The sequence below is a fragment of the Acinetobacter uliginosus genome (assembly GCF_044130295.1).
GTDB lineage: Bacteria > Pseudomonadota > Gammaproteobacteria > Pseudomonadales > Moraxellaceae > Acinetobacter.
Genome location: NZ_JBIQOC010000053.1, coordinates 1 through 21727, shown reverse-complemented (window position 1 = coordinate 21727; position 21727 = coordinate 1). Strand labels below are relative to the sequence as shown.

Here is a 21727-nt window from a genome sequence, read left to right as displayed (position 1 = left end):
AAGAATATGAACCATCCTCAAACAATACACCCAATGTCGTTTAACCCGATTGTGGACATGCAATTCAAGGGCTTGCACTGGATTGAGGCTTCAGCCGGTACTGGAAAGACCTTTACCCTGTCCAGTCTGATGGTACGGATTTTTCTCGGTCCGTATTTGCCCAATCAGGTGATTGCCACCACGTTTACCCGTGCAGCGGCTGCTGAACTGAAAAACCGTATCCGGGCACGTCTGGTGGAAACCTTGCGTTATTTCGACAGCTGTCAAACCCTGACCCAAGCGGAGCTTCAGGCCAAATTAGCAGCTGAATCCGATCCTTTATTCCAGAAAGTTTTAAGCGACTATGTCACGCGAGTGGATTTTGCCCGTGAACGTTTAAAACTGGTGATTGACCAGCTGGATGAGCTGTTTGTTGGCACACTGGACAGCTTTAGCCAAAAGCTGCTGCGCGAGTTTTCCTTTGAAAGCGGCAAAATTGAACGGGCTGATATTACCGATGATGCCAAAAGCTATACTTATCAGCTGATTCATGATGTACTGCGTGAATGGATTCAGTTGCAGCCGCAGAATGTGGTCGATTATCTGCTGCTGAATCAAAAGCTGAAGTCGCAGGATGCCTATGTGCCGGTGGTGGAAAATAGCCTGAACTTTGCCTCGGCACAGTTTCAGGAAGTGCAGGCACCCGAGCTGGATTTAAACCAGTTTGAGCAACTGGTGGATGAATTTATTCAGCTGGATTTAAGCCTGATTGCTAGCCTGAGCGATTATTATTCGGCAGAGGGTCAATATCATTCGGTTATTGGCAAAAAATGGCGCACCGATGGCTTGATGCAACGTAGCTTGTGTGACGATTTACCGGCTTTTATCCAGGCTTTGGCTGAACAGCGCTGCTATGCCTTATTTGCCCCGCATTTTGAAACCACCCTGAAAAATCTGACCGATCTGGCGACCAAAAAAGTTCTGAATAAATGTGCAGAAGAGGTGCTACATCAGTTTGAACAGCACCCGGTGATGCAAGCGTTAAAAAGTTTTTGCGAGGCTTTGTCCCAGCTCAATCTGGATCTGGATTTGCTGGATGCCTATTTGAAGTTTTATTTAAGTCAAGAAGTGAAAAAACGCCTGCCGCAAGTGCTGCAGCAGAAAAGCGAAACCACTTTTGCCCAGCAGATTCGCACGCTATCAGAAGCCTTGCAAGGCGAGCAGGGACTACGCTTTGCCAAGTTTGTGCAAGCCCGTTATCCCCTGATTCTGGTGGATGAATTTCAGGATACCAACCAGGATCAAGACAATATGCTGGCGCGGATCTGGCGCGACCAGAAACGCTATATGCAGGGCTGCATGATTATGGTCGGAGACCCGAAACAGGCGATTTACGGTTTCCGTGGCGGCGACATGCTGACCTATAACAAAGCCCGTGCCGATGTGCTGTCCAAACAGGGACGGCAATACAGCCTGCGCCACAATCACCGTTCGGTTAAAGTGCTGGTGCAGGCTGTGGATGCCTTGTTTCAGCGGCAGATGGATTTTGGTGAAGAGGTGATTTATAGCCCGGTTGAAGCCGGTTCGCGTCCCCATCCGGCACTCATCGATGCACAGGGTGAAAATCATCAGCCGCTACGCTGGCTATTATTGAATGATAAAAAGCATGAGCCGCTGCAGGTGGCCTGGAAAATTCGCGACTTACTCAATCAGGGCATTGCAGAAAAACTCTATCTGGCAGAAAAAACCGGTCCCAGATACCTGACTGAAAATGACATCGCGATTTTATCGAAAAACCATGACGGTCTGGATAAAGCCCAGTATGAACTGGAACGTCTGGGCATTCGGGTCAATCGTCCTTCCAAACGCAGTGTGTTTGACCATGCAGTTGCCAAAGATGTGGGGGCAGTACTGGCTGCCATCATGCATCCTTATGACGAAGGCAAAATCAAGCGCGCCTTGCTCAGCCGTTTATTGGGTTTCAATTTGCAGCAATTGATACAGCTGGAAGCCCAGGCCGATGGCTTGAGCCAGTTCATTTACGACTTCGACTGCATTCGTGAAATGTGGCTGCAAAAAGGCTTTTTAACCGCGTGGCAATACTGTCTGAACCTGTTTCAGGTCTGGAAAAATCTGGTCGCCACCCAAAGCCGCGATAATGAACGCAGCGTGGTCAATCTGCGTCATCTGACCGAATTATTGTGCCAGCACAGTGAACAGTATCAGGGCGCACAAAAGCTCTATCACTGGTATCTGAAACAGCTGCAATCTCCGGCGGAACGCGAGTGGGAGCTGGAACGCAAACTGTCCAACGAGGCCGGGGTGCAGCTGATGACCATCCACCAGTCCAAAGGACTGGAGTTTAAAATTGTGTTCCTGCTCGGGGCGGATAAAGATTTTCGGGAAATGAACAAGACCCTGAACTTTTCTACGGTCGAACATGTGCATCCGGTGACGGGAAAAGTGGACATCCAGCGTGTGGTGGCGGTGAATGACAAGAATCTGCTGGAACAGGCCGCGATTGAACAGCACAATGCCCGTGCCGTGGCAGAGCAGCATCGGCTGTGGTATGTGGCCCTGACCCGGGCCAGCCATCGGGTCTATGCCCTGTTGCAGGATCAGGAAGGCAAGTCCAGTCATGGTCTGGCTTTCTGGCGTGGGCAAGACTTTGCGCATCCTGCCAGTGCTGATGAAGCCTTGCTCCATGAAAGACCACCCAAGCTGCAAGCCAGGCAGCAGGAGCTGTTGCCTTTACAGGCGTTGCAATTTCCTAGTCAGCGTTTTTATCCACGCTCCAAAACCAGTTTCAGTGCCTTGGCCCAGCATTTAAGCCGTAAGCAGGCCATGGATGCCTTGGCGGTGAATACCGAACAAATGCCGAGTGCAGCAGATGAAGTTCATGTAGTTGAGCTGCTTGAAACTGTTGCCCACCAACCGCTGTCCTGGATCAAACGCCATTTCCCGATGGGCACAGTGGCGGGAACATTCCTGCATGAAATTTTTGAACATATCGATTTCCAGGACCAGCAGGATTGGCCTTTAGAAATTCGCCGCCGTTTTAAAAATGATTATCCTGCTTTATGGCAAGAACTTTTGGCAAAATATGAGCAGGAGTTTCAGCAGGTCGATGAAGAACAGCTGATTGGCTGGATGGGTGAATGGCTAGCCGAGGTGTTAACAACGCCTCTGCATCAGGATTTTCAGCTCAATCAGCTGAATGAACATGAATATCTGGCCGAATTTCCCTTTTATCTGTCCCTGTCGGACCATGTCCTGGCCATCCAGCGTATCCATCAATTGTATGCGGAACATGGCATTGACATGCTGGATTTTAACCCGGCCAATTCGGCACGCTATCTCACCGGCTCCATCGATTTGGTGTATTTTGATGGCCAGCACTATCATATTGCCGATTATAAAAGTAACTTTTTAGGCACCGATCAGTCGCATTATCTGGAGGTGGAAATTCGGCAGAGCATGTCGCAGGCCAGCTACTGGTTACAGGCCGGTTTGTATCTGGTCGCGTTGCACCGCTATTTAACAGTCCACATGCAGGACTATGACATTGAAAAACATTTGGGCGGCGCAAGTTATCTGTATTTGCGCGGTATGAACGGACAGGCGGAACAGGGCTTTTATCACTGGAAGCCAGAGGCCGAATTTATACTGCGGCTTGATGCGATTTTGGGCTGTTTTGCTGAAGATAAAAGCAGCAAAAGTGCCTGAATTGTCAAAATTAGTAGATTTTAAACAATAGATTAAGCTGTGGATAACTTTGAGGATAACTGTGTGGAAAATAAACAATATAAAGATGATCAAAGCGCTGCATGGATCAGCACTTGGAGTCGGTTTATTCGCCAGCAGCCGTTTAGTCATGCAGCACAGCAGGAAAATAGCAGCGATATTATTGAACAGGTTCTGGACGCAGTTCAACACGGCGACAGTTGTATTTCTGCAACTCGGCAGCAGGCGGATACACTGCATGATTTAGTGGTTTTGGCTGAAAATGTCGAGCAAAAGATAGCCCCCTTTGTGTTCGATCAGCAGCATTTGTATCTGTACCGTTACTGGGCGATGGAGCAGTCCCTGGCTCAGCAAGTGATGCGTCTCAAACAGCAAACTATTCCCGCTGTTGATCTTGCCGCTTATCCAGATTTATTGAGGGATGAATATCAGGTTCAGGCTTTGCAGATGGTGGCGAAGCAGGCACTGAATATCATTACCGGTGGACCCGGAACCGGAAAAACCTATACCTTGGCGCGAATTATTGCCGTGCTGAATCAGGCCATGCCAAATATTCGCATTGCCATGGCAGCACCGACCGGTAAGGCTGCACAGCGCATGAAAGAAGCACTGCAAAACTCACTGAATGATGAAAAACTGCAAGACCTGGTGACGGATGAGCTCAAGCAGCTGAACCCCATTACCATTCACCGTTTATTGGGGTTGGGAAACAGTTATCAGCCACGTTTTCATGCCCAGCAGCCTTTGCCCTATGACGTGATTGTGGTGGATGAAGCCTCCATGCTGGACTTGAGTTTGGCCAATATGTTGCTGTCGGCCTTACCGGATCAGGCTCGCCTGATTTTACTGGGCGATGCTGACCAGCTGGCCGCAGTGGACGTGGGAGCCGTGTTGGCCGACTTACAAAATGTCCCGGCTCTGGCTGAAAATCGCGTTCATCTGGTGAACAGTCGCCGTTTTAAAGTGGGGGCATTGATTGGGCAAATGGCACAATTTATTCAAAAACAGCAATCTGTGCAAACGAATGCAGCATTACTCGAGCAGTTTGCCAAGCAAGTGGTTGCTCCGGGTGAAATCCGGGCGGTGTCCTTGCAGGCTGAAATGGCGGATCAGATCCAGCTGGAATATATTCCTGCTCATTTGTCCAGGCAATTTGACCGGACCACCTATTACGACAAACTGATGTTGGGCTACCAGCCTTATATTGAAGTGCTGAAAAGCTATTTAACCGCTGATGAACCTGAGTTTTGGGTCGCTCAGGTGGTCAAGACCTTTGATGATTACCGGATTTTGGCGGCTATTCGCCATGGTGCCTTCGGTTTAAGCCAATTGAACCAGCAAATTGAACAGCGTTTACTGGAGGCTTTATCGCTACTGATGAGCAAGCAAGGCGACTGGTATGTCGGTCGACCAGTGATGATGACCTATAACGATTATCAACTGGGCTTGTCGAACGGAGACATCGGGATCTGTTTTAAGCGTAGCCGAGATGGACAGTCACAGTTTGAAGTTTATTTCCCGAGTCTGGAAAAATGGGTGCCGGCAACCCGCTTACCGAAAAGTATTGAAACGGCATTTGTATTGACCATTCATAAATCACAAGGTTCGGAATTTACTCATACCGCAGTGGTGTTGGATGAGGCTGCGAAAAATTTGCTCAGTAAAGAATTACTGTATACTGCAATTACCCGTGCCAAAAAAGTGGTGAGTGTGCTGGCTGATCAAGAGGCTTTTGTACAAGCTTTAACCATCAAAACCATAAGAAAAAGTGGTGTGTTAGATAAAATTAACAATTCACTAAATTGTTAATCATAAATGAATAATCAGGTTTTTTGTACGAAATTACTTACAACGATTCGAGAAATTGGCGCATAGAGCTTTAGGAATGTTTTTGAGATGATTGCTGCACATAAAAAGCTCAACACGGAAAGTTGAGTAAAATCGCCATCATATAATAATAATGTCGAAAGACAGCGAACTTACAATGAAGTAAGGATAAAGAGGAAACTTACAGCCGCTAAGCCTTGTAGTTTTGGGAGAGACTACAGGGCTTTTTTATATGCACAATTAAGCGATTTATTACAAAAATGATTGGCTGAAATGACCACTATTAAGTCCTAGTTGTAGCGCTAAAAATCAAATACGGTAGATAGAGGTGCTTTTGTATAAATTACATCTTTGGTTTGTGTTAATGTGTTTGATTTTATTGGATATATTTGATTTTTTTGGTTACATGAAATATAAGAAATAATAATTAATGTACGAAAAGACTTACAAGTAGATACGAGAAAGTCGACTTTTTTACACAATGTTTTGTGGCAGAATCTACCACATAAGGAAGTAAAGCTTCACACAAGGAATGTTTATAACGATAAACGCGAAAAGCGTAAATTATGACTATAAATAAAAGAATAATAATTAAAACATAAGAAACTACAGCGCAAAAAAAGCCCAAGCCTAGCTTGGGCTTTTTTTTATCTTCAATCCGTAACGGGAAAATAAAAAGAGGCGCTTTCATGGGTAACACAGTTTCCCCAGTTTTTTAGAATGAACGTTAAGCGTTAAGGTATCAATTCAAAGTGGAAGGGATAAAATAAAAAATGAATAATTTTCAATGAATTGATATAAAAAAATGAAAAGCGGTTTCTCTTTTTGCAATCCCCCGGATTTTCCCTTAAAATAACGCACTTGCTGTAGTGATGCACGGCAGTCAATTGAGAAATCAATTGATTTCTATCAAATGTAATTTTTAAGCATCTCGGAGAAATCGAATGGCTTTAACAAACGCAGATCGCGCAGAGATCGTTGCTAAATTTGCTCGCGCTGAAAACGACACTGGTTCACCTGAAGTTCAAGTAGCTCTTTTAACTGCCCAAATCAATGATTTGCAAGGTCACTTTAAAGAACACAAACACGACCACCATAGCCGTCGCGGTCTTATCCGTATGGTTAACCAACGTCGTAAGCTTCTTGACTACCTTAAAGGTAAAGATGCTACTCGTTACAGCGCTTTGATCGCTGCTTTAGGTTTACGTCGTTAATTCGATTAAACTTATTTTTTTCGGACTATTGCATGTTAAATGCCGTATTACTGAAAATTAAGAATATACCTGGCTTTGGTTAGGTAATGGGGAAGGGGCGATTGTTTCGCTCCTTCTTTGTGTTTAAAAATAGTGTATTCATACATTTTTATAGTCTAGTGAGGTCGGCTTCTAAGCTTTGTCATTTATGCAGTTGATGTGAATGCCAAACCTTAGGGGTCTCCACTAGAATAACTGTTCAAAAGAACTAGGAAAGAAAAATACATGTCAATGTTTAATATTGTTCGTAAAGAATTTCAATTTGGTCAACATCAAGTTGTACTAGAAACAGGTCGTGTTGCGCGTCAAGCCAACACCGTTCTGATTACTATGGGCGGTGTAACCGTACTGGTTGCCGTGGTTGCTCAACCGACTGCTAAAGCAGGTCAGGACTTCTTCCCACTGACTGTTAACTATCAAGAAAAACAATATGCTGCTGGTCGTATTCCGGGTGGTTACGGTAAACGTGAAGGCCGTGCGTCTGAATCTGAAACTTTGATTTCACGCCTGATCGACCGTCCAATCCGTCCATTGTTCCCAGAAGGTTACTACAACGAAATCCAGGTCACTGCGACTGTTGTATCTTCTGACAAGACAATGGAAGCTGACATCGCTGCAATGCTTGGTACTTCTGCTGCGCTTGCCATTGCAGGTACGCCTTTCCGTGGTCCAATCGGTGGTGCGCGCGTTGGTTTAATCAACGGTGAATACGTTCTTAACCCGAACAATGAACAGCTAAAAGAATCTGACCTTGACCTGGTGGTTGCGGGTACAGAATCTGCAGTATTGATGGTTGAATCTGAAGCGAAAGAACTTTCTGAAGACCAAATGTTGGGCGCTGTGCTTTTTGGTCATGACGAAATGCAAATTGCAATTCAAGCCATTAAAGAATTTGCTGCGGCTGCCGGTGCAACAGAATCGACTTGGACTGCTCCTACTAAAAACGAAGACCTTCGTGTAAAATTAAAAGAAGCATTTGAAGCGAAAATTTCTGAAGCCTATACCATTGCGGTGAAACAAGACCGTTATGCGGCATTGGATGCACTTCAAGCTGAAGCAGTTGCTCAGTTCGTTCCAGAAAATGACGAAACTGGTATTGCAGATGACTTGAATGAATTGTTTGAAGATCTTAAATACCGTACCGTACGTGACAATATTTTGTCAGGTAAACCACGTATTGATGGTCGCGACACCAAAACAGTTCGTGCACTTGATGTACAAGTTGGCGTTCTAGACCGTGCTCACGGTTCTGCATTATTCACACGTGGTGAAACTCAGGCCTTAGTAACAACGACTTTGGGTAATACACGTGATGCGTTAATGGTAGATACATTAGCGGGTACTAAAACTGATAACTTCATGCTTCATTACAACTTCCCTGCATACTCGGTAGGTGAAACTGGTCGTGAATCTGGTCCTAAACGTCGTGAAATCGGTCACGGTCGTCTGGCGCGTCGTGGTGTTCAAGCTGTACTTCCGGCAGCTGACCGCTTCCCGTACGTGATCCGTATTGTATCTGACATCACAGAATCAAACGGTTCATCTTCAATGGCTTCTGTATGTGGTGCTTCATTATCACTTATGGATGCAGGTGTTCCACTTAAAGCACCAGTTGCCGGTATTGCAATGGGTCTAGTGAAAGAAGGCGAGCGTTTCGCAGTACTTTCTGACATCCTGGGTGACGAAGACCACCTTGGCGACATGGACTTTAAAGTTGCAGGTTCTGCAAATGGTATTACTGCACTTCAAATGGATATCAAGATTGAAGGTATCACTGAAGAGATCATGGAAGTTGCGTTAAATCAAGCATATGCAGGTCGTATGCACATCCTGAATGCGATGAACCAGGTGATTTCACGTGCCCGTCCTGAAATTTCTATGCACGCGCCGACATTCCAGGTGATCAGCATCAACCCTGACAAGATCCGTGACGTGATTGGTAAAGGTGGTGCGACCATCCGCGCAATTACTGAAGAAACCAAAGCAGCAATCGACATTGAAGACAATGGTACAGTTCGCGTATTTGGTGAAACTAAAGCTGCTGCGATGGCTGCAGTTGCGAAAATCCAGGCGCTTACTGCTGAAATCGAACCAGGTACAATCTACACAGGTAAAGTGATTCGTATCGTTGAATTCGGTGCATTCGTGAACATTCTTCCTGGTACTGACGGTTTGCTTCACATCTCTCAAATTTCGAACGAACGTATTGCCAATGTTTCAGACGTATTGTCTGAAGGTCAGGAAATCAAGGTTCAAGTGGCCGATGTCGACAACCGTGGTCGTATCAAACTGACCATGAAAGACATCGAACAAGCTTAATGGTTTGAATTTCACATGACTAAACTCATGTGAATGAAAACGATTAGAAAAGCCTTGAGCTTCGTCAAAGCAATCACTTTGGCTGGCTCGGGGCTTTTTTGTGGGCCGTGAAAAAATTCGGTTTAAAATATGTAAATCCAGTTGTATGTTATTGCTTAACACTTTCGCACAGCTGATAATTTCATCGCAGATAGTATGATTAAATTATTGAAATTTCCATTAATTAAACAATAAAAAAGTACCCTAGAGAATTGTTGATATGCAGGTTTATTATTTCTACCAACATCCCACTGAACAGCATATTTTTGTACAGAAAACCCAAAACGTTACAGCTGAACTGGTCTTTTTGTGGATTGATTGCACCCGGGAAGATGTCGTGAATCGTGCGGATGAGTGGCAAAAAGAAATCTATCAATATACTCAGCTGATATTAAATGAATTTCATGTGAAAGATATTTTAAATCTGGAGCATCCCTGCAGCTTCGATACCCTGGAAGATTATGACCTGCTGATTTTCCGTAAACTGATTAGCCCGGATGATGATATAAAAACCGGAGCACAAGCGCTGGAACAGCATGAAAAGATGTTTGGTTTAGCCACCACACCGGTGAGTTTTATCATTACACCTCAGGCGCTGATTACGGTGCGTGAACAAGGCAATAGAGCAGTTGAAAATTATATTTCCCGGATTGAAATGAATTTCACCCGTTCTGTGCAAGATCAGAACAAATCGCGTAAGGCTTCTACCACACCTTTAGATTTAGCTTTACGCTTGCTGAATAGCATGATCGATGGTTATTTAGATTTGCGTGTACCTCTGACCCGACGTGTCGAGTTCTGGCAGCAAGAATTACTGCAAGGCCATCGCAGATTTGCCAAATGGAATCAGTTATTGCAGGAAAGTATGTCTTTTCAGCAAGTGGAGAATCTTTGTGAAGAACAAATTGATGTCTTACAAGAACTGCGGGACGAAATTGTCGATAATTACCCTCATTTAAAAGGCAAGAAGAAGTCTGAACGGCAGGATATTATGCTGGTAAGGATGGACGATCTGGTCAGCCATGTGGGTCGAATTCAAAAACATACGGTTCGTCTTCGTGCTTCGATTCAGGCAGCCATCGATTTACATTTTTCTGCAATCGCCAACCAGACCAATGAAAACATGCGGATTCTGGCCATTATTACCGCGATATTTGCCCCTTTAACCTTATTGACCGGGGTTTACGGAATGAATTTTGAGTTTATTCCAGGCTTAAAGTCTCCGACCGGGTTCTGGAGCATGCTGATCGTGATGCTGATCACGACGATACTGCTGGTTTATTATTTTTATCGTCGCCATCTGGTGGGTCGTGGGGAAAAGAGCGTCATTGATTTACTGGCCCAACAGCATCAGGATCAACGCGTGAACCTGTTCTGGTTTTTAAACTATGAGCCGATTAAGCACTCGGTCAAAGAAACCATGAAAGAAGTTGAAAAACTGACCAAGTTTAAATAAAGGTCAGTTTTCAGCAAATTTTTATCCATATTCACTGTGTTCGATGCACAATCAGCACAGTTCAATTAAATTTAAAAAATGCTCTCGGCCATTTTCTGTATGCTGCCAGATCAACTGACCTGAGCATTTTGGGTCAATATTCTATAAATTTCATCTTTCATTTTCAGCTTCTTGCGCTTCAATAAATCAATATCCTCATTAACTAAATTAACCGGATTAAGCTCAAGTTGAGCGATTTCTTTATCCAGTTCCTGATGGCTCTCAAATATTTTCGCGAAATGAGGATCATCATGACGCAATTTGTGGATGAGTTCCTGATGCTCAGGAAACATACGCTTCACTTTTTTATTACATTCTTTGGTTTTCATAAGCCTAGATTATTCTCCAGCATTGAATTTCAGAACAAAATAGTCAGTCATCACCTACCTATCTATAAAAGATAGCAGGGAGACTGAAAAGTACCTTTAAGCATTTTTGACATTCAAGTGTCTGACCTGTTTACGTAATTGCTGCACCTCATCAATTAAATCCAGCATCATTGCCACCGCAGAAAAACTGGCATCAAAGTCGCGCTGCAAACGGTAGGCCCGACGTGCACGCGAAACATCGTGACCAAAAAACTGATGAATTCTTTCTTCTGGGCGCGTGTCTAAAATATCGTATTCAAGTAGCTGTAAAACCCACTCCGGACTTTGTCCACATGCATCCGCGAAATGCTTTAAATCAAAACTGTAATGTTCATCAATGATATCTGCAGGATTAAATTCATCAGATATAATTTCACGATAATGAATGGTCGTCATGATGTTCTCCTTAATCATTGCGAGGCTTAAACTTGGTAAAGGCTTCGGAAAAAGCCTGGTAAGCCTGCTGTTCATGTTCAGTTTGCGCAGTTGGGTAAACAATATTTAAAACCAGATAGAGATGACCGGGTACTTTGCTTGGAACCCCTTGGTCCTTGAGTCGTAGCTGTTGACCGGTTTTGGCATTTTTAGGCACGTTTACCTGAATTTTTTTACCTTCAGGCGTAGATATTTCAATGCTTTGACCTAAGGCGGCTTCCCAAGGGGCAATATTCACATTGTAATAAATATCGGCACCTTCAACCCGCATCCGCGCAGTATCCTTATAGTGAATTTCAATGTACAAATCACCATTTTTACCGCCATTGATGCCACTTTGTCCTTGTCCAGAGAGACGGATATTTTGTCCTTCTTTCATGCCTTTAGGAATTTTGACCTGCAAAGTTTTGCGTTGAACCTCCGGCTCGCCATAGGCATTTAAGGTCGGAATCTGCAAGGTAATCTGCTGAGTGGCTCCCTGATAAGCAATTGCCGGATCAACCTCTATACTTGCATGTTGATCTTCACCCTGATAACTGCGTTGTTGTTGGCGCTGTTGCTTTTGATATTGGTAGTTTGCTCCGCCAAAACCAGAACCAAAACGTCCAAAAAGGTCTTCAAAACCACTAAAATCGGACTGCTGCTGGTTAAAACCCTGACGGTAAAATTGGTTATGGTCAAAACCTCCTGTGCCAGTCTGTGCTCCAGATTGATAAAAAGCTTCAGGATGATCCAGCTGGAAATCGTATTCAGCTTTTTTCTCTTCATTGCTTAGCGTGTCATAAGCGACATTAATACTTTGCATTTTTGTTTCAGCATCGGTTTCTTTGCTGACATCGGGATGATATTTTCGAGCCAATTTCCGGTAGGCTTTCTTGATTTGATCTTGGGTGGCATTTCGGTTAATGCCAAGAACTTCATAATGATTTTGAGGCATATAATGGGAATCTGGGCTTGATCATGTTTTAATCATTATTATGCTTTTCATAGTTCTGAAACAGTATTGATCTGTGCCTTATTGTTTCAAATTATGACAAAAAAAGGCTCCGTAACCGGAACCTTGAAAAATGCTGAATGCGATTAATATTTAATCCAGGTCACACTACGCCCAATCACGGAAATTCCGACATAACCTCGCAGATTCAAATGCTTGCCACTGGCACTAAGACGTGCCTTGCCTTTATAGATTTTGCCGCCAACCGGATCAAGTACACGGCCATTGTTAAATTCACGAGGATTGTCCGGATTTTGGGTAAAGCCCCAAATAAAAGGTAAGCCAATAAAAGGCTTATTTTTTAAGTTGCCCGGGCAACTGGAACAGATGACCATTTTTTCTGTACCCGGTACACTCCGGGTGGCAACGATGATTCCTTCATAAGTGCCATCTGGCTTTTTGCTGATTTCTACATCCGCACGGGAATAACCGGTCCGGTCATCAATGGTTTTCCATTTGCCCACCAATGGATCATTTTCAGCAAAACTGAAAGATGAAACAGCAGCTAAAATTACCCCGGTCAAAATCCCTTTATATAAATTCTTCACTAATTTCCCCTGTTGAATGAACTATTTTTTAATTTTAGAGTAAAACGCCTAATTTATAGCGATAAGTATCTATAAAATCAAATGATTAAATTGATGAATAAGTCACATAAATAATTAATAGTGCTAAGGGAGTTATTTTTTAATTTCTTTTTGATTAAAAAATATTCGATTTGGATATTAAAAATTTAAATTTTTATTTAATTAATATTTTAGCTGAATGCCAAAATACAGTTTTTTATGAAGAAATTATTATTCTTATAATTTTTAGTAAGGGAGTTTATCTTTTAGTATATCCAAGTTATTAATAAAAAATAATTTATTTCATAGTTCATAAATGAGACTTGAACTGACTCTTAAGATTATAAATCTGGAGGATGCACAAGTTTTTAACAGGATGGAGATAAAAACTTGTGCTGAATGAAAAGCATGTTAATTCACTCTAATCCAGGACACGGTACGGCCCAGCAGGCTAGTACCAATAAAGCCACGTAAGGTCAGGACATTGCCTCGTGTATTGAGACGACCCTTACCTTGATAGATATGACCTGAAAGGGGATCAAGTACTTGACCATCAATAAATTCATCTGTCTTTTTAGGGTTTTGCTTAAAGCCTGACAAGATCGGTAAGCCAATCAGAGGGGCATTTTTGAGTGCTCCTTTGCATTTTTCACAATGATCAATAGCACTACGGTTTGGAATGGCATGGACTTGGATAATTGTTCCCCGATAAGCTCCATTTTCTTGCTTAGTGATGAGAACTTCAGCACGGGCATATCCTGTTTTATCATCAATCGTTTTCCATGTTCCCACCAAGTCAGGAGCTTTTGCATGAATAAAAGGACAGGTCAGCAGTAATAATAGACTAAGCATTATTTTTGTGTTCATGTGGTCAATATTTCCAATTATTAATTTATTTTTATGCATTAGAAATAAAGCATTATTTGAGATAGTTTTGCTTTATTTTGAAAGCGGATTTTACGCTAAAATATTTAAAATACAAGTGTAAAAAAACGCTATAAAAGGAAGTAAAAAATGATGTATTTTATTTTGGAAAGATAAAAAAAGAGCAGTAATTATTATTGCTGCTCTGATTTTGTTTACTTGATCAAATTAACTTAAGTGTTTGCCAAATAAACCAAAGGCTTCTTCCGCAGTAAATGTGTAGCGGGTACTACAGAACTGGCAATCCATGGTAATGGGATTCTGGAACTCTAAAGTTTCACGTACTGCTTCCACACCAATTTGAATCAAGGCATTGGCGCAACGCTCTTTAGAACAGGTACAACCAAAGCTTAATTGTTCAGCTTCAGGTAAACGCACATCTTCTTCATTGTACAGACGGTAAAGAATTTCAGTCGGTTCCAAATCTGTGAGTTCCTCGGCTTTCAATGTCTCGGTCAGTATGGTCAGGCGTGGCCAGAGGTCTTCATCCACACGTTGCTGCTCTTCTTCACTATTGCGTGGCAAGAGCTGAATCAGCAGACCGCCAGAACGTTCAGCTGTGCTGGATAAAACGATTTTCGTTGGAATTTGTGCAGATAAATCATAATACTGCATCAGACAGCCGGCCAAAGTATCATGCTCTAAGGCAATAATACCCTGATAGCGTTCACCGAATTCAGGCTCAATATTAATAAACAGTATCGGATTGACCAGGGCATTAAATACCGTGCTGCTGTTTTCTGCCTGAAAAAAGCGTGGATCTTCTTCATAATCGGCTGATGCACGTAGCTGGCCTAGATGGTTACATTCAGCCATAGCCCATTTAAAAGTTCCAGCTGCCTGAATTTGCAGGCTGATCCGGCCTTTAATTTTCAGGGTGCTGGCTAACAATGCGGTAGCGCTGAGCATTTCCCCCAAAAGGATTTGAATGGCTTGCGGATAATCACGTTGCGCAAGAATCGTTTGCAGAACGCTTTCCAGATGAACCACTTCACCACGAATCGGGCAATTTTCAATATAAAAGCGTTGACGTAATTCAGACATAAATTTCTCCAATAGCCCGTGTTAATGGTGTCTATATTGTAAAACACAAGCTAGTTACTATCATCTCTTGTGACATCAATACGCTGATGTGCTAAGCCGCGTTGTAAATTGACGCCAGTAGGTTCTTGACGAATTTGCGCATCACTTTCAAATAAATGCTCAAGTTCTGCCAGTGCATTACGATGGGTCTCATAAATTTTCTGTTCATCAGTATAAACCCGTTGCTGTTGAAGCAATAATTTCTCATCGTAATCACGAAACAGTTCAATACTCTTATACGCATCTTCTTCGCTAATCTCTAATTCGCGTAAAGCGCGATAAGCCATACCTAGCGATGATAAATAAGTTTCACGCCAGATCTGTTCGACACCTAAATCGCGCAGTAAATGCACATGATGACGGTCTCGGGCACGCACCAAAAGTTTCAGATTGGGATAGTTTAAACGAATATGACGTGCCACATTCATGGAGTCTTCAATATCATCAATCGCTAGGACAAAAACTTTGGCGTGTTCAATGCCTGCGGAACGTAAAATATCGGGTTGTGTCGCGTCCCCATAGTATACCGTGCCGCCATAGTTGCGTACGAAATCGACTTTTTCCAGGTTACTGTCAATCGCGGTAAAAGACTGGTGTTGTAAATGGGCAATACGGGCAATAATCTGGCCGAAACGGCCAAAACCGGCAATGATCATCGGGTTATGGATATCTGGAATTTCATCATAAACTGGCGTTTTTTCTTTATCTATTAAAGGAATAATCCAGCGACTGATCAACCAGTAAAACATTGGGGTGAGCACCATGGAAAGGGTCACAATCAGGGTCAAAGGTTCAAGCATGGCTTGAGTAAGAACTTTTTCACTCGTCGCGACTTTCAGCACCACAAAGGCAAATTCACCGCCTTGGGCCAGACAGGTGGCCAGCAGCAAACTGTTACGCCATGAATAGTTTAAATAACGGGCAATCGCCATCAGGGTGATGCTTTTGACCAGCATTAAAATGAGGGCACCGCCAATAATCAACCAGGGCATATCTACCAGCAGGGATAATTGTGTGGTCATGCCCACCGTCATGAAGAATAAGCCCAGCAGCAGTCCCTTAAACGGTGCAATACTGGCTTCCAGTTCATGCCTGAATTCGGAGTCGGCCAGCAACACCCCGGTTAAGAAAGCGCCCAGGGTGGTACTGATGCCGAGTACATCCATTAGTACCACGACACCCAGTACAATAAACAAGCCGACTGCGGTAATCAGTTCATGCGCGCCACTTTTGGCCACAAAGCGGAAAAATGGCCGCATCATATAGCGGCTAAACAGGAACAAACCGCTAAAGGTGGCAATAATGGCGGCAAAGTAGGCCACTCCATGGTGGGTCGATTCAGTACCTGCCAGTAAGGGAATAATCGCCAGCAGGGGAATGGCCGCAATGTCCTGAAACAGTAAAATAGAAAAAGATTGTTGCCCGAAGGTGGTGTTGAGTTGCTGCTTTTCTGAGAGCAGCTGTAACACAAAGGCAGTGGAGGATAGCGCCAGCGCCATACCAATCACAAAACTGGCGGCCAGATTCTGCTGTAAGGCAAAAAAAGTCACGACTGCCAGAATAACTCCGGTAATGCCGACTTGTAAGCTGCCCATCAGAAAGATGGATTTGCGCATTTCCCACAGTCGTTGTGGACGCAGCTCCAGACCAATAATGAACATCAGCAAGATGACGCCAAATTCGGCCAGTTCCTGAATCGCGTCCGGATCGCTGGCCATATTCAATACGCTGGGACCGAGCAGAATGCCTGTAAACAAATAGCCGAGTACCGTGGCAATGCCAAAACGCTTGGCGAGCGGCACCAAGAGCAGCGAAGCACCCAGAAAAATCGTAATTTGTAACAGTAGCGACATTAGTTTGTCCTGGAATTTATTTTAATTTCAAGGAATTTAAGCACAGCATAAATGTTGATTTAGCTTAATTCTTGAGGATCTATATCGAGTGTCAGTTTCATGTTTGAGGGCTTTTCATGCAACATATTTTGCCACCAGGTACGGATATAAAAATGTAATCGGGCCCGATCTTGTGACAGCAGTACCATATGCGCCTGATAACGCCCGGCCTTACGTTCCATCGGGGCAGGAATCGGTCCCCAGATATCAATCAGGTTTTCCGAAACCTGTCTTAACGCCTGTGCATGCTGCTGTAAAAATTCCTGGTTCTGTTCCTGACTTTTCGATTCGCAGCGTATTAAGGCTGCATAACGAAAAGGTGGTAAAGCGGCGGCCTGACGTTCTTTTAAGGTCTGTTTGGCAAAATGCCGGTAATCCTTGTCAATTAAGGTATTCAGCAAAGGGTGATCCGGCCGTAGGGTTTGTAAATAGACTTCACCTTTGCGTTCACCGCGTCCAGCACGACCAGCGACCTGTACAATCAGTTGTGCCGTGCGTTCGGTGGCACGGAAATCGACACTGAGCAGGCCGGAATCAATATCTAAAATAGCCACTAAAGTGACATAGGGAAAATGATGTCCTTTGGCCAGCATCTGGGTGCCGAGCAAAATCACCGGTTCACTTTTCTGGATTTTGTCATAAATTTTTTGCCAGCTGCCGACCCGGCTGGTGGAATCGCGGTCGACCCGAATCACGTCAAAATGGGGGAACAGTTGTTGCAGGTTTTCTTCCACTTTGGCGGTGCCTAGGCCAATCGGTTTTAATTCACTATGCTTGCACTGCGGGCATTGCTCGGGCATACGGTGAATACTGCCACAGTGGTGACAATGCAAATGCTGATAAGGCTGGCGATGCACGGTAAAGTTGGCATCACAATGCGGACATTTGGCTTGCCAGGCACAGTTTTCACAAATCAGCACTGGGGCATAACCGCGACGGTTTAAAAATACCAATACCTGTTCTTTTTTATCTAGACGTTTTTGAATTTCATCAATCAGGCTTTGGCTCATGCCATTCTGTTTTTGTGCAATTTTCAGGTCAATCAGATGAATTTTTGGCATCACGGCTGCACCGGCACGCTGATTCAGTTCTAAACGGGTCATTTTCCCCATTTCAACCAGTGCATAGCTGTCAATACTCGGGGTGGCTGAGCCTAAAATAATCGGACAATTTTCCAGATGGGCACGGTACATTGCCACATCACGGGCATGGTAGCGAAAGCCTTCCTGCTGTTTGAAAGACAGGTCGTGTTCCTCATCCAGAATGATCAGGCCCAGATTGGGCAGCGGTGTATAAATGGCTGAACGGGTCCCTAAAATAATCGAAGCTTTGCCAGTTTGTGCAGCCTGCCAGGCTTGCAGGCGCTTTGAATCGTTCAGTCCTGAATGCAGCAGTACAATGTTGCCATGAAAACGTGACTGGAACCGGCTGATGGTCTGCGGGGTCAGGCCAATTTCAGGCACTAAAACCAAGACCTGTTTGCCCTGTTTCAGCACCTCTTGCATGATTTGCAAATACACTTCAGTTTTACCGCTTCCGGTCAAGCCATCCAGTAAAAAAGCCTGATATTTTTTCTGGGCTTTCAACACCTGTTGAATGGCTTTTTTCTGATCGTCATTGGCGGTTAAGGGCATTTGTGCCAGGGTGACCGGTTGAGGACTAAAGTCCTGATGTTCCAGAATACATTGCACAATCGCCTTCTTTTCCAGTGCCTTGAGTGTCGCCGTTTCAATTCCGGCTAAATTTAAAATATTTTCTGTAGTGCCTTGAGGATGTAATTTCAGCACTTTATAAGCCTGTTGTTGTTTTTCAGAGCGCGTTAGCTTGTCTTCAGCATGTAAATCCAGAACTTTCCACAGCCGGGCCAATAAATTATAGGGTTTGCCCTGACGCAGAAATGTCGGCAGGGCACTCTGAAATACTTCACCAATCGGAAATTGATAATATTGCGCGGACCAAGTGAGCAAGCTTAAAATTTTTTGATCTAAAAGTGCTTGTTCATCCAGCAGTTCAGTGATGGCTTTGAGCTTAAAGCGCGGATCAATCGGGGTATCGGCCGTTAATTTTTCAACAATAATGCCCACCAGATTTTGCCGTCCAAACGACACGGCCACACGTGCCCCAACTTCAGCTTGCTGATATTGTTCAGCCGTTAAGGTGTAGTCAAAACAGTCATAGAGATGTACAGGTACGGCAACACGAATGCGATAAATGTCGGCTAGAGTCGGTGGTGTATTTGGCATAAATAAAGGTCAAATGGTCCTGATCAAATTTCGTCGTGCTAAGGATAGAGTTATGTTAGAGTGAGCAAATCATTTATAGCTAAGAATATGAATGATTTTGGTGGTCAGACGCAACCGCGCTGAAGCAAATTTTAGAAAATTAGAGCATCACAATGCCTGCATATCAATTTACTGCCATTGATGCTTCAGGGAAGCAGCAAAAAGGCGTGTTAGAGGGTGATTCGGCACGTCAAATCCGTCAACAGCTCAGAGACAAAGCGCTTATTCCTGTGACGGTTGATCCTGTTGAGCAAAAAGACAAGCATAACTCAAAACGCTGGTTTCAGAAAAAAATCACTGCCTATGATTTGGCCCTGTTTACCCGTCAACTTTCAGTTCTGGTGGCAGCCGGAATTCCTTTGGAAGAAGCGCTGCGGGCGGTAGGCAAGCAAAATGAAAAGGCTCATGTGCAAAACCTGTTGATGTCAGTACGTTCCAAAGTGATGGAAGGTTATTCACTGGCCAATGCCTTGCAGCAGGCCGGACGCTTACCGGATTTATATATTGCCACCATTGCAGCGGGTGAACGCTCGGGACATCTGGATTTAATTCTGGATCAATTGGCCGATTACACCGAAAACCGCTTTGCCATGCAAAAGAAAGTGCAGGGCGCGATGATTTATCCGATTATTCTCATGCTGATGTCTTTTGCGATTGTGATGGGGCTGATGACCTATGTGGTTCCGGATATTGTCAAAACTTTTGACCAGAGCAAGGAGGCATTACCGTGGATTACGGTTGTGCTGATGAAAGCCAGTGATTTCATTCGTGTGGCCTGGCCATTTTTACTGATCGCCAGTGTACTGGGTTTCATCACTTTGGCACGTTTTTTAAGAACGTCTGCCGGGCATTATGCCTTTGATCGTTTAACGCTCAAATTGCCATTATTTGGTAAATTATCGCGTGGTATAAATGCAGCACGTTTTGCCAGCACCTTATCGATTTTGACCCAGTCTGGTGTACCTTTGGTCGATGCACTTAAAATTGGCGCCGCGGTAAGTAATAACTGGGTGATCCGCGACTCTGTTAACCAGGCAGCCGAGCGTGTCACTGAAGGTGGCAACCTGGCGACACAACTGGAACGCAGTGGTTATTTTCCAGCGATGATGGTACAAATGATTAAAAGTGGTGAAGCATCCGGCGAGCTGGATCGTATGCTGCAGCGCGCCTCGACCATGCAGGATCGGGAAGTGACTACACTGATTTCCACTTTACTGGCATTACTTGAGCCTTTAATGCTGGTCTTGATGGCAAGTATCGTGCTGGTAATCGTGATTGCTGTGATGATGCCAATTGTGAATATGAACAATATGATTTAACTGATTTTACATTTTATAAAGATAATGATTGTGCGAGAGAGTGAGATGCAAGGGAAACGATATCAAGTGAAGCAGTCTGGCTTTACCCTCATTGAAGTGATGGTGGTGATTGTAATTTTAGGTGTATTGGCTGCACTGATTGTTCCTAATGTGATGGGGCGTGGTGAAAAGGCCAAGGTTGATACCACTTCCATTACCTTAAAAGGCGTTGCTGGTGCTTTAGATCAATATAAACTGGATAATGGTAAATATCCGTCTATGCAAGATGGCGGCTTGGATGCACTGGTGAATCAGCCTGCTTCGGCTAAAAACTGGATGCCGGGCGGATATGTTAAAGGTGGCTATCCCAAAGACAGCTGGGACAATGATATTCAATATGTGATTCCAGGCGCTGAAGGCCGCCCATTTGATTTATATTCTTTTGGTGCTGATGGCAAAGAGGGTGGTGAAGATACGGATGCCGATATTTATTATCAGCCTTAATTAGAAATCACTATTTATTTTAATTTATCGAATATATCACTTCACTTCATATGAATATTCAATAGAAGCTGAAGTGATAATAAATCTTAATTATAAATTATGTGTTAATTTTTTGAATTTTAACAATATTATATAGTAATGACTATTTGGTGTTTATAATGATAATTATTCCCATATTTATTCATTAAAATAATTTTAAAATATGAATAAATATCGTCTTTTTATTTAATTAAAATAGAGCATAATATTCTTGAAGGCATTTTTAGCCAAGGAGAATGGAATGAAAGCATTCATAATATCGGATGAAATTAACCAGTTTCATTGGGCAATGCTCAAGTCTGTTCTTTTAATTTTGAGCTTACTTCCCATCAGTCAAGGTATTCTAAGTTTATGGAATGCGACGGAAGGCAGCAGCCAGATTGTGGTTGGCTTTTTTGCCGTCAGTTTATTCAGTGCCCTGTTTGTATTGTGTTTCTGGTCTGCATTGAAAGCAACCTTACTCAACTTAAAACAAGGCCATGCTTCAGCCTTAGAGCACAGTATTGTAAAAATTTATCGTTATATTCCCATGCTATTTCTAACGGGCATGATGTCTTATTTGGTGATTCAGCTATAAATTAAAGCTTTGTACACGACAAAAAAAGATAACTCATTGAAATAATGGCATAATACTTGTTTTCTGACGACGAATATGATGACACATTTCAATGAGTTACATCTCATCT

General features: G+C 43.6%; 16 protein-coding genes. 8 read left to right on the top strand and 8 right to left on the bottom strand.

The window, feature by feature from the left end; all coding sequences use genetic code 11:
* Positions 1–6 precede the first annotated feature (6 nt).
* The 5 genes from ACE01T_RS11115 (at position 7) to ACE01T_RS11095 (ending at position 10617) form a co-directional block, all read left to right on the top strand.
* Complete coding sequence (locus ACE01T_RS11115) at positions 7–3705, top strand: UvrD-helicase domain-containing protein (protein ID WP_395519265.1); 3699 nt, start codon at positions 7–9, stop codon at positions 3703–3705.
* 63 nt (positions 3706–3768) lie between these two features.
* Positions 3769–5532, top strand: coding sequence for an exodeoxyribonuclease V subunit alpha (recD, locus tag ACE01T_RS11110; RefSeq protein WP_395519264.1), 1764 nt, complete (start codon positions 3769–3771; stop codon positions 5530–5532).
* A gap of 962 nt (positions 5533–6494) precedes the next feature.
* Positions 6495–6764, top strand: a complete 270-nt coding sequence (rpsO, locus tag ACE01T_RS11105; protein WP_005007057.1) for a 30S ribosomal protein S15 — start codon at positions 6495–6497, stop codon at positions 6762–6764.
* A gap of 270 nt (positions 6765–7034) precedes the next feature.
* A complete protein-coding gene (gene pnp, locus ACE01T_RS11100; protein WP_395519272.1) occupies positions 7035–9122 on the top strand; it encodes a polyribonucleotide nucleotidyltransferase in 2088 nt (695 codons plus the stop codon).
* 259 nt (positions 9123–9381) lie between these two features.
* Complete coding sequence (locus tag ACE01T_RS11095; RefSeq protein WP_180043263.1) at positions 9382–10617, top strand: magnesium transporter CorA family protein; 1236 nt, start codon at positions 9382–9384, stop codon at positions 10615–10617.
* A gap of 110 nt (positions 10618–10727) precedes the next feature.
* On the opposite strand, the gene ACE01T_RS11090 is transcribed toward ACE01T_RS11095, so the two are convergent.
* From ACE01T_RS11090 to ACE01T_RS11055, 8 genes are all read right to left on the bottom strand, one after another.
* Positions 10728–10985, bottom strand: coding sequence for an HP1242/YdcH family protein (locus ACE01T_RS11090; protein WP_086195236.1), 258 nt, complete (start codon positions 10983–10985; stop codon positions 10728–10730).
* Between the two features lie 96 nt (positions 10986–11081).
* Positions 11082–11420: a chaperone modulator CbpM gene (locus ACE01T_RS11085; protein WP_086195237.1), complete on the bottom strand. Its 339-nt coding sequence runs from the start codon at positions 11418–11420 to the stop codon at positions 11082–11084.
* A 10-nt stretch (positions 11421–11430) separates the two neighbouring features.
* Positions 11431–12396, bottom strand: coding sequence for a DnaJ C-terminal domain-containing protein (locus tag ACE01T_RS11080; RefSeq protein ID WP_300046429.1), 966 nt, complete (start codon positions 12394–12396; stop codon positions 11431–11433).
* Between the two features lie 143 nt (positions 12397–12539).
* A complete protein-coding gene (locus ACE01T_RS11075) occupies positions 12540–13001 on the bottom strand; it encodes a DUF2147 domain-containing protein (protein WP_180080149.1) in 462 nt (153 codons plus the stop codon).
* 429 nt (positions 13002–13430) lie between these two features.
* The gene (locus ACE01T_RS11070) at positions 13431–13886 is read right to left on the bottom strand and encodes a DUF2147 domain-containing protein (RefSeq protein ID WP_300045826.1); all 456 of its coding nucleotides are present in this window, start codon (positions 13884–13886) and stop codon (positions 13431–13433) included.
* A 225-nt stretch (positions 13887–14111) separates the two neighbouring features.
* Positions 14112–14987, bottom strand: a complete 876-nt coding sequence (gene hslO / locus ACE01T_RS11065) for an Hsp33 family molecular chaperone HslO (protein ID WP_086195241.1) — start codon at positions 14985–14987, stop codon at positions 14112–14114.
* Between the two features lie 50 nt (positions 14988–15037).
* Positions 15038–16879: a monovalent cation:proton antiporter-2 (CPA2) family protein gene (locus ACE01T_RS11060; RefSeq protein WP_180080143.1), complete on the bottom strand. Its 1842-nt coding sequence runs from the start codon at positions 16877–16879 to the stop codon at positions 15038–15040.
* A 59-nt stretch (positions 16880–16938) separates the two neighbouring features.
* On the bottom strand, positions 16939–19161 hold the full coding sequence (locus ACE01T_RS11055; protein WP_395519263.1) for a primosomal protein N': 2223 nt from the start codon (positions 19159–19161) through the stop codon (positions 16939–16941).
* A gap of 152 nt (positions 19162–19313) precedes the next feature.
* On the opposite strand from ACE01T_RS11055, the gene gspF reads away from it, so the two are divergent.
* The 3 genes from gspF to ACE01T_RS11040 all read left to right on the top strand — a co-directional run bounded on the left by gspF (position 19314) and on the right by ACE01T_RS11040 (position 21618).
* Positions 19314–20519: a type II secretion system inner membrane protein GspF gene (gspF, locus tag ACE01T_RS11050; protein ID WP_180043259.1), complete on the top strand. Its 1206-nt coding sequence runs from the start codon at positions 19314–19316 to the stop codon at positions 20517–20519.
* A 45-nt stretch (positions 20520–20564) separates the two neighbouring features.
* Positions 20565–21002, top strand: a complete 438-nt coding sequence (gene gspG / locus ACE01T_RS11045) for a type II secretion system major pseudopilin GspG (RefSeq protein WP_086195245.1) — start codon at positions 20565–20567, stop codon at positions 21000–21002.
* Between the two features lie 280 nt (positions 21003–21282).
* Positions 21283–21618, top strand: a complete 336-nt coding sequence (locus ACE01T_RS11040) for a hypothetical protein (RefSeq protein ID WP_395519262.1) — start codon at positions 21283–21285, stop codon at positions 21616–21618.
* The last annotated feature ends 109 nt before the right edge of the window (positions 21619–21727 follow it).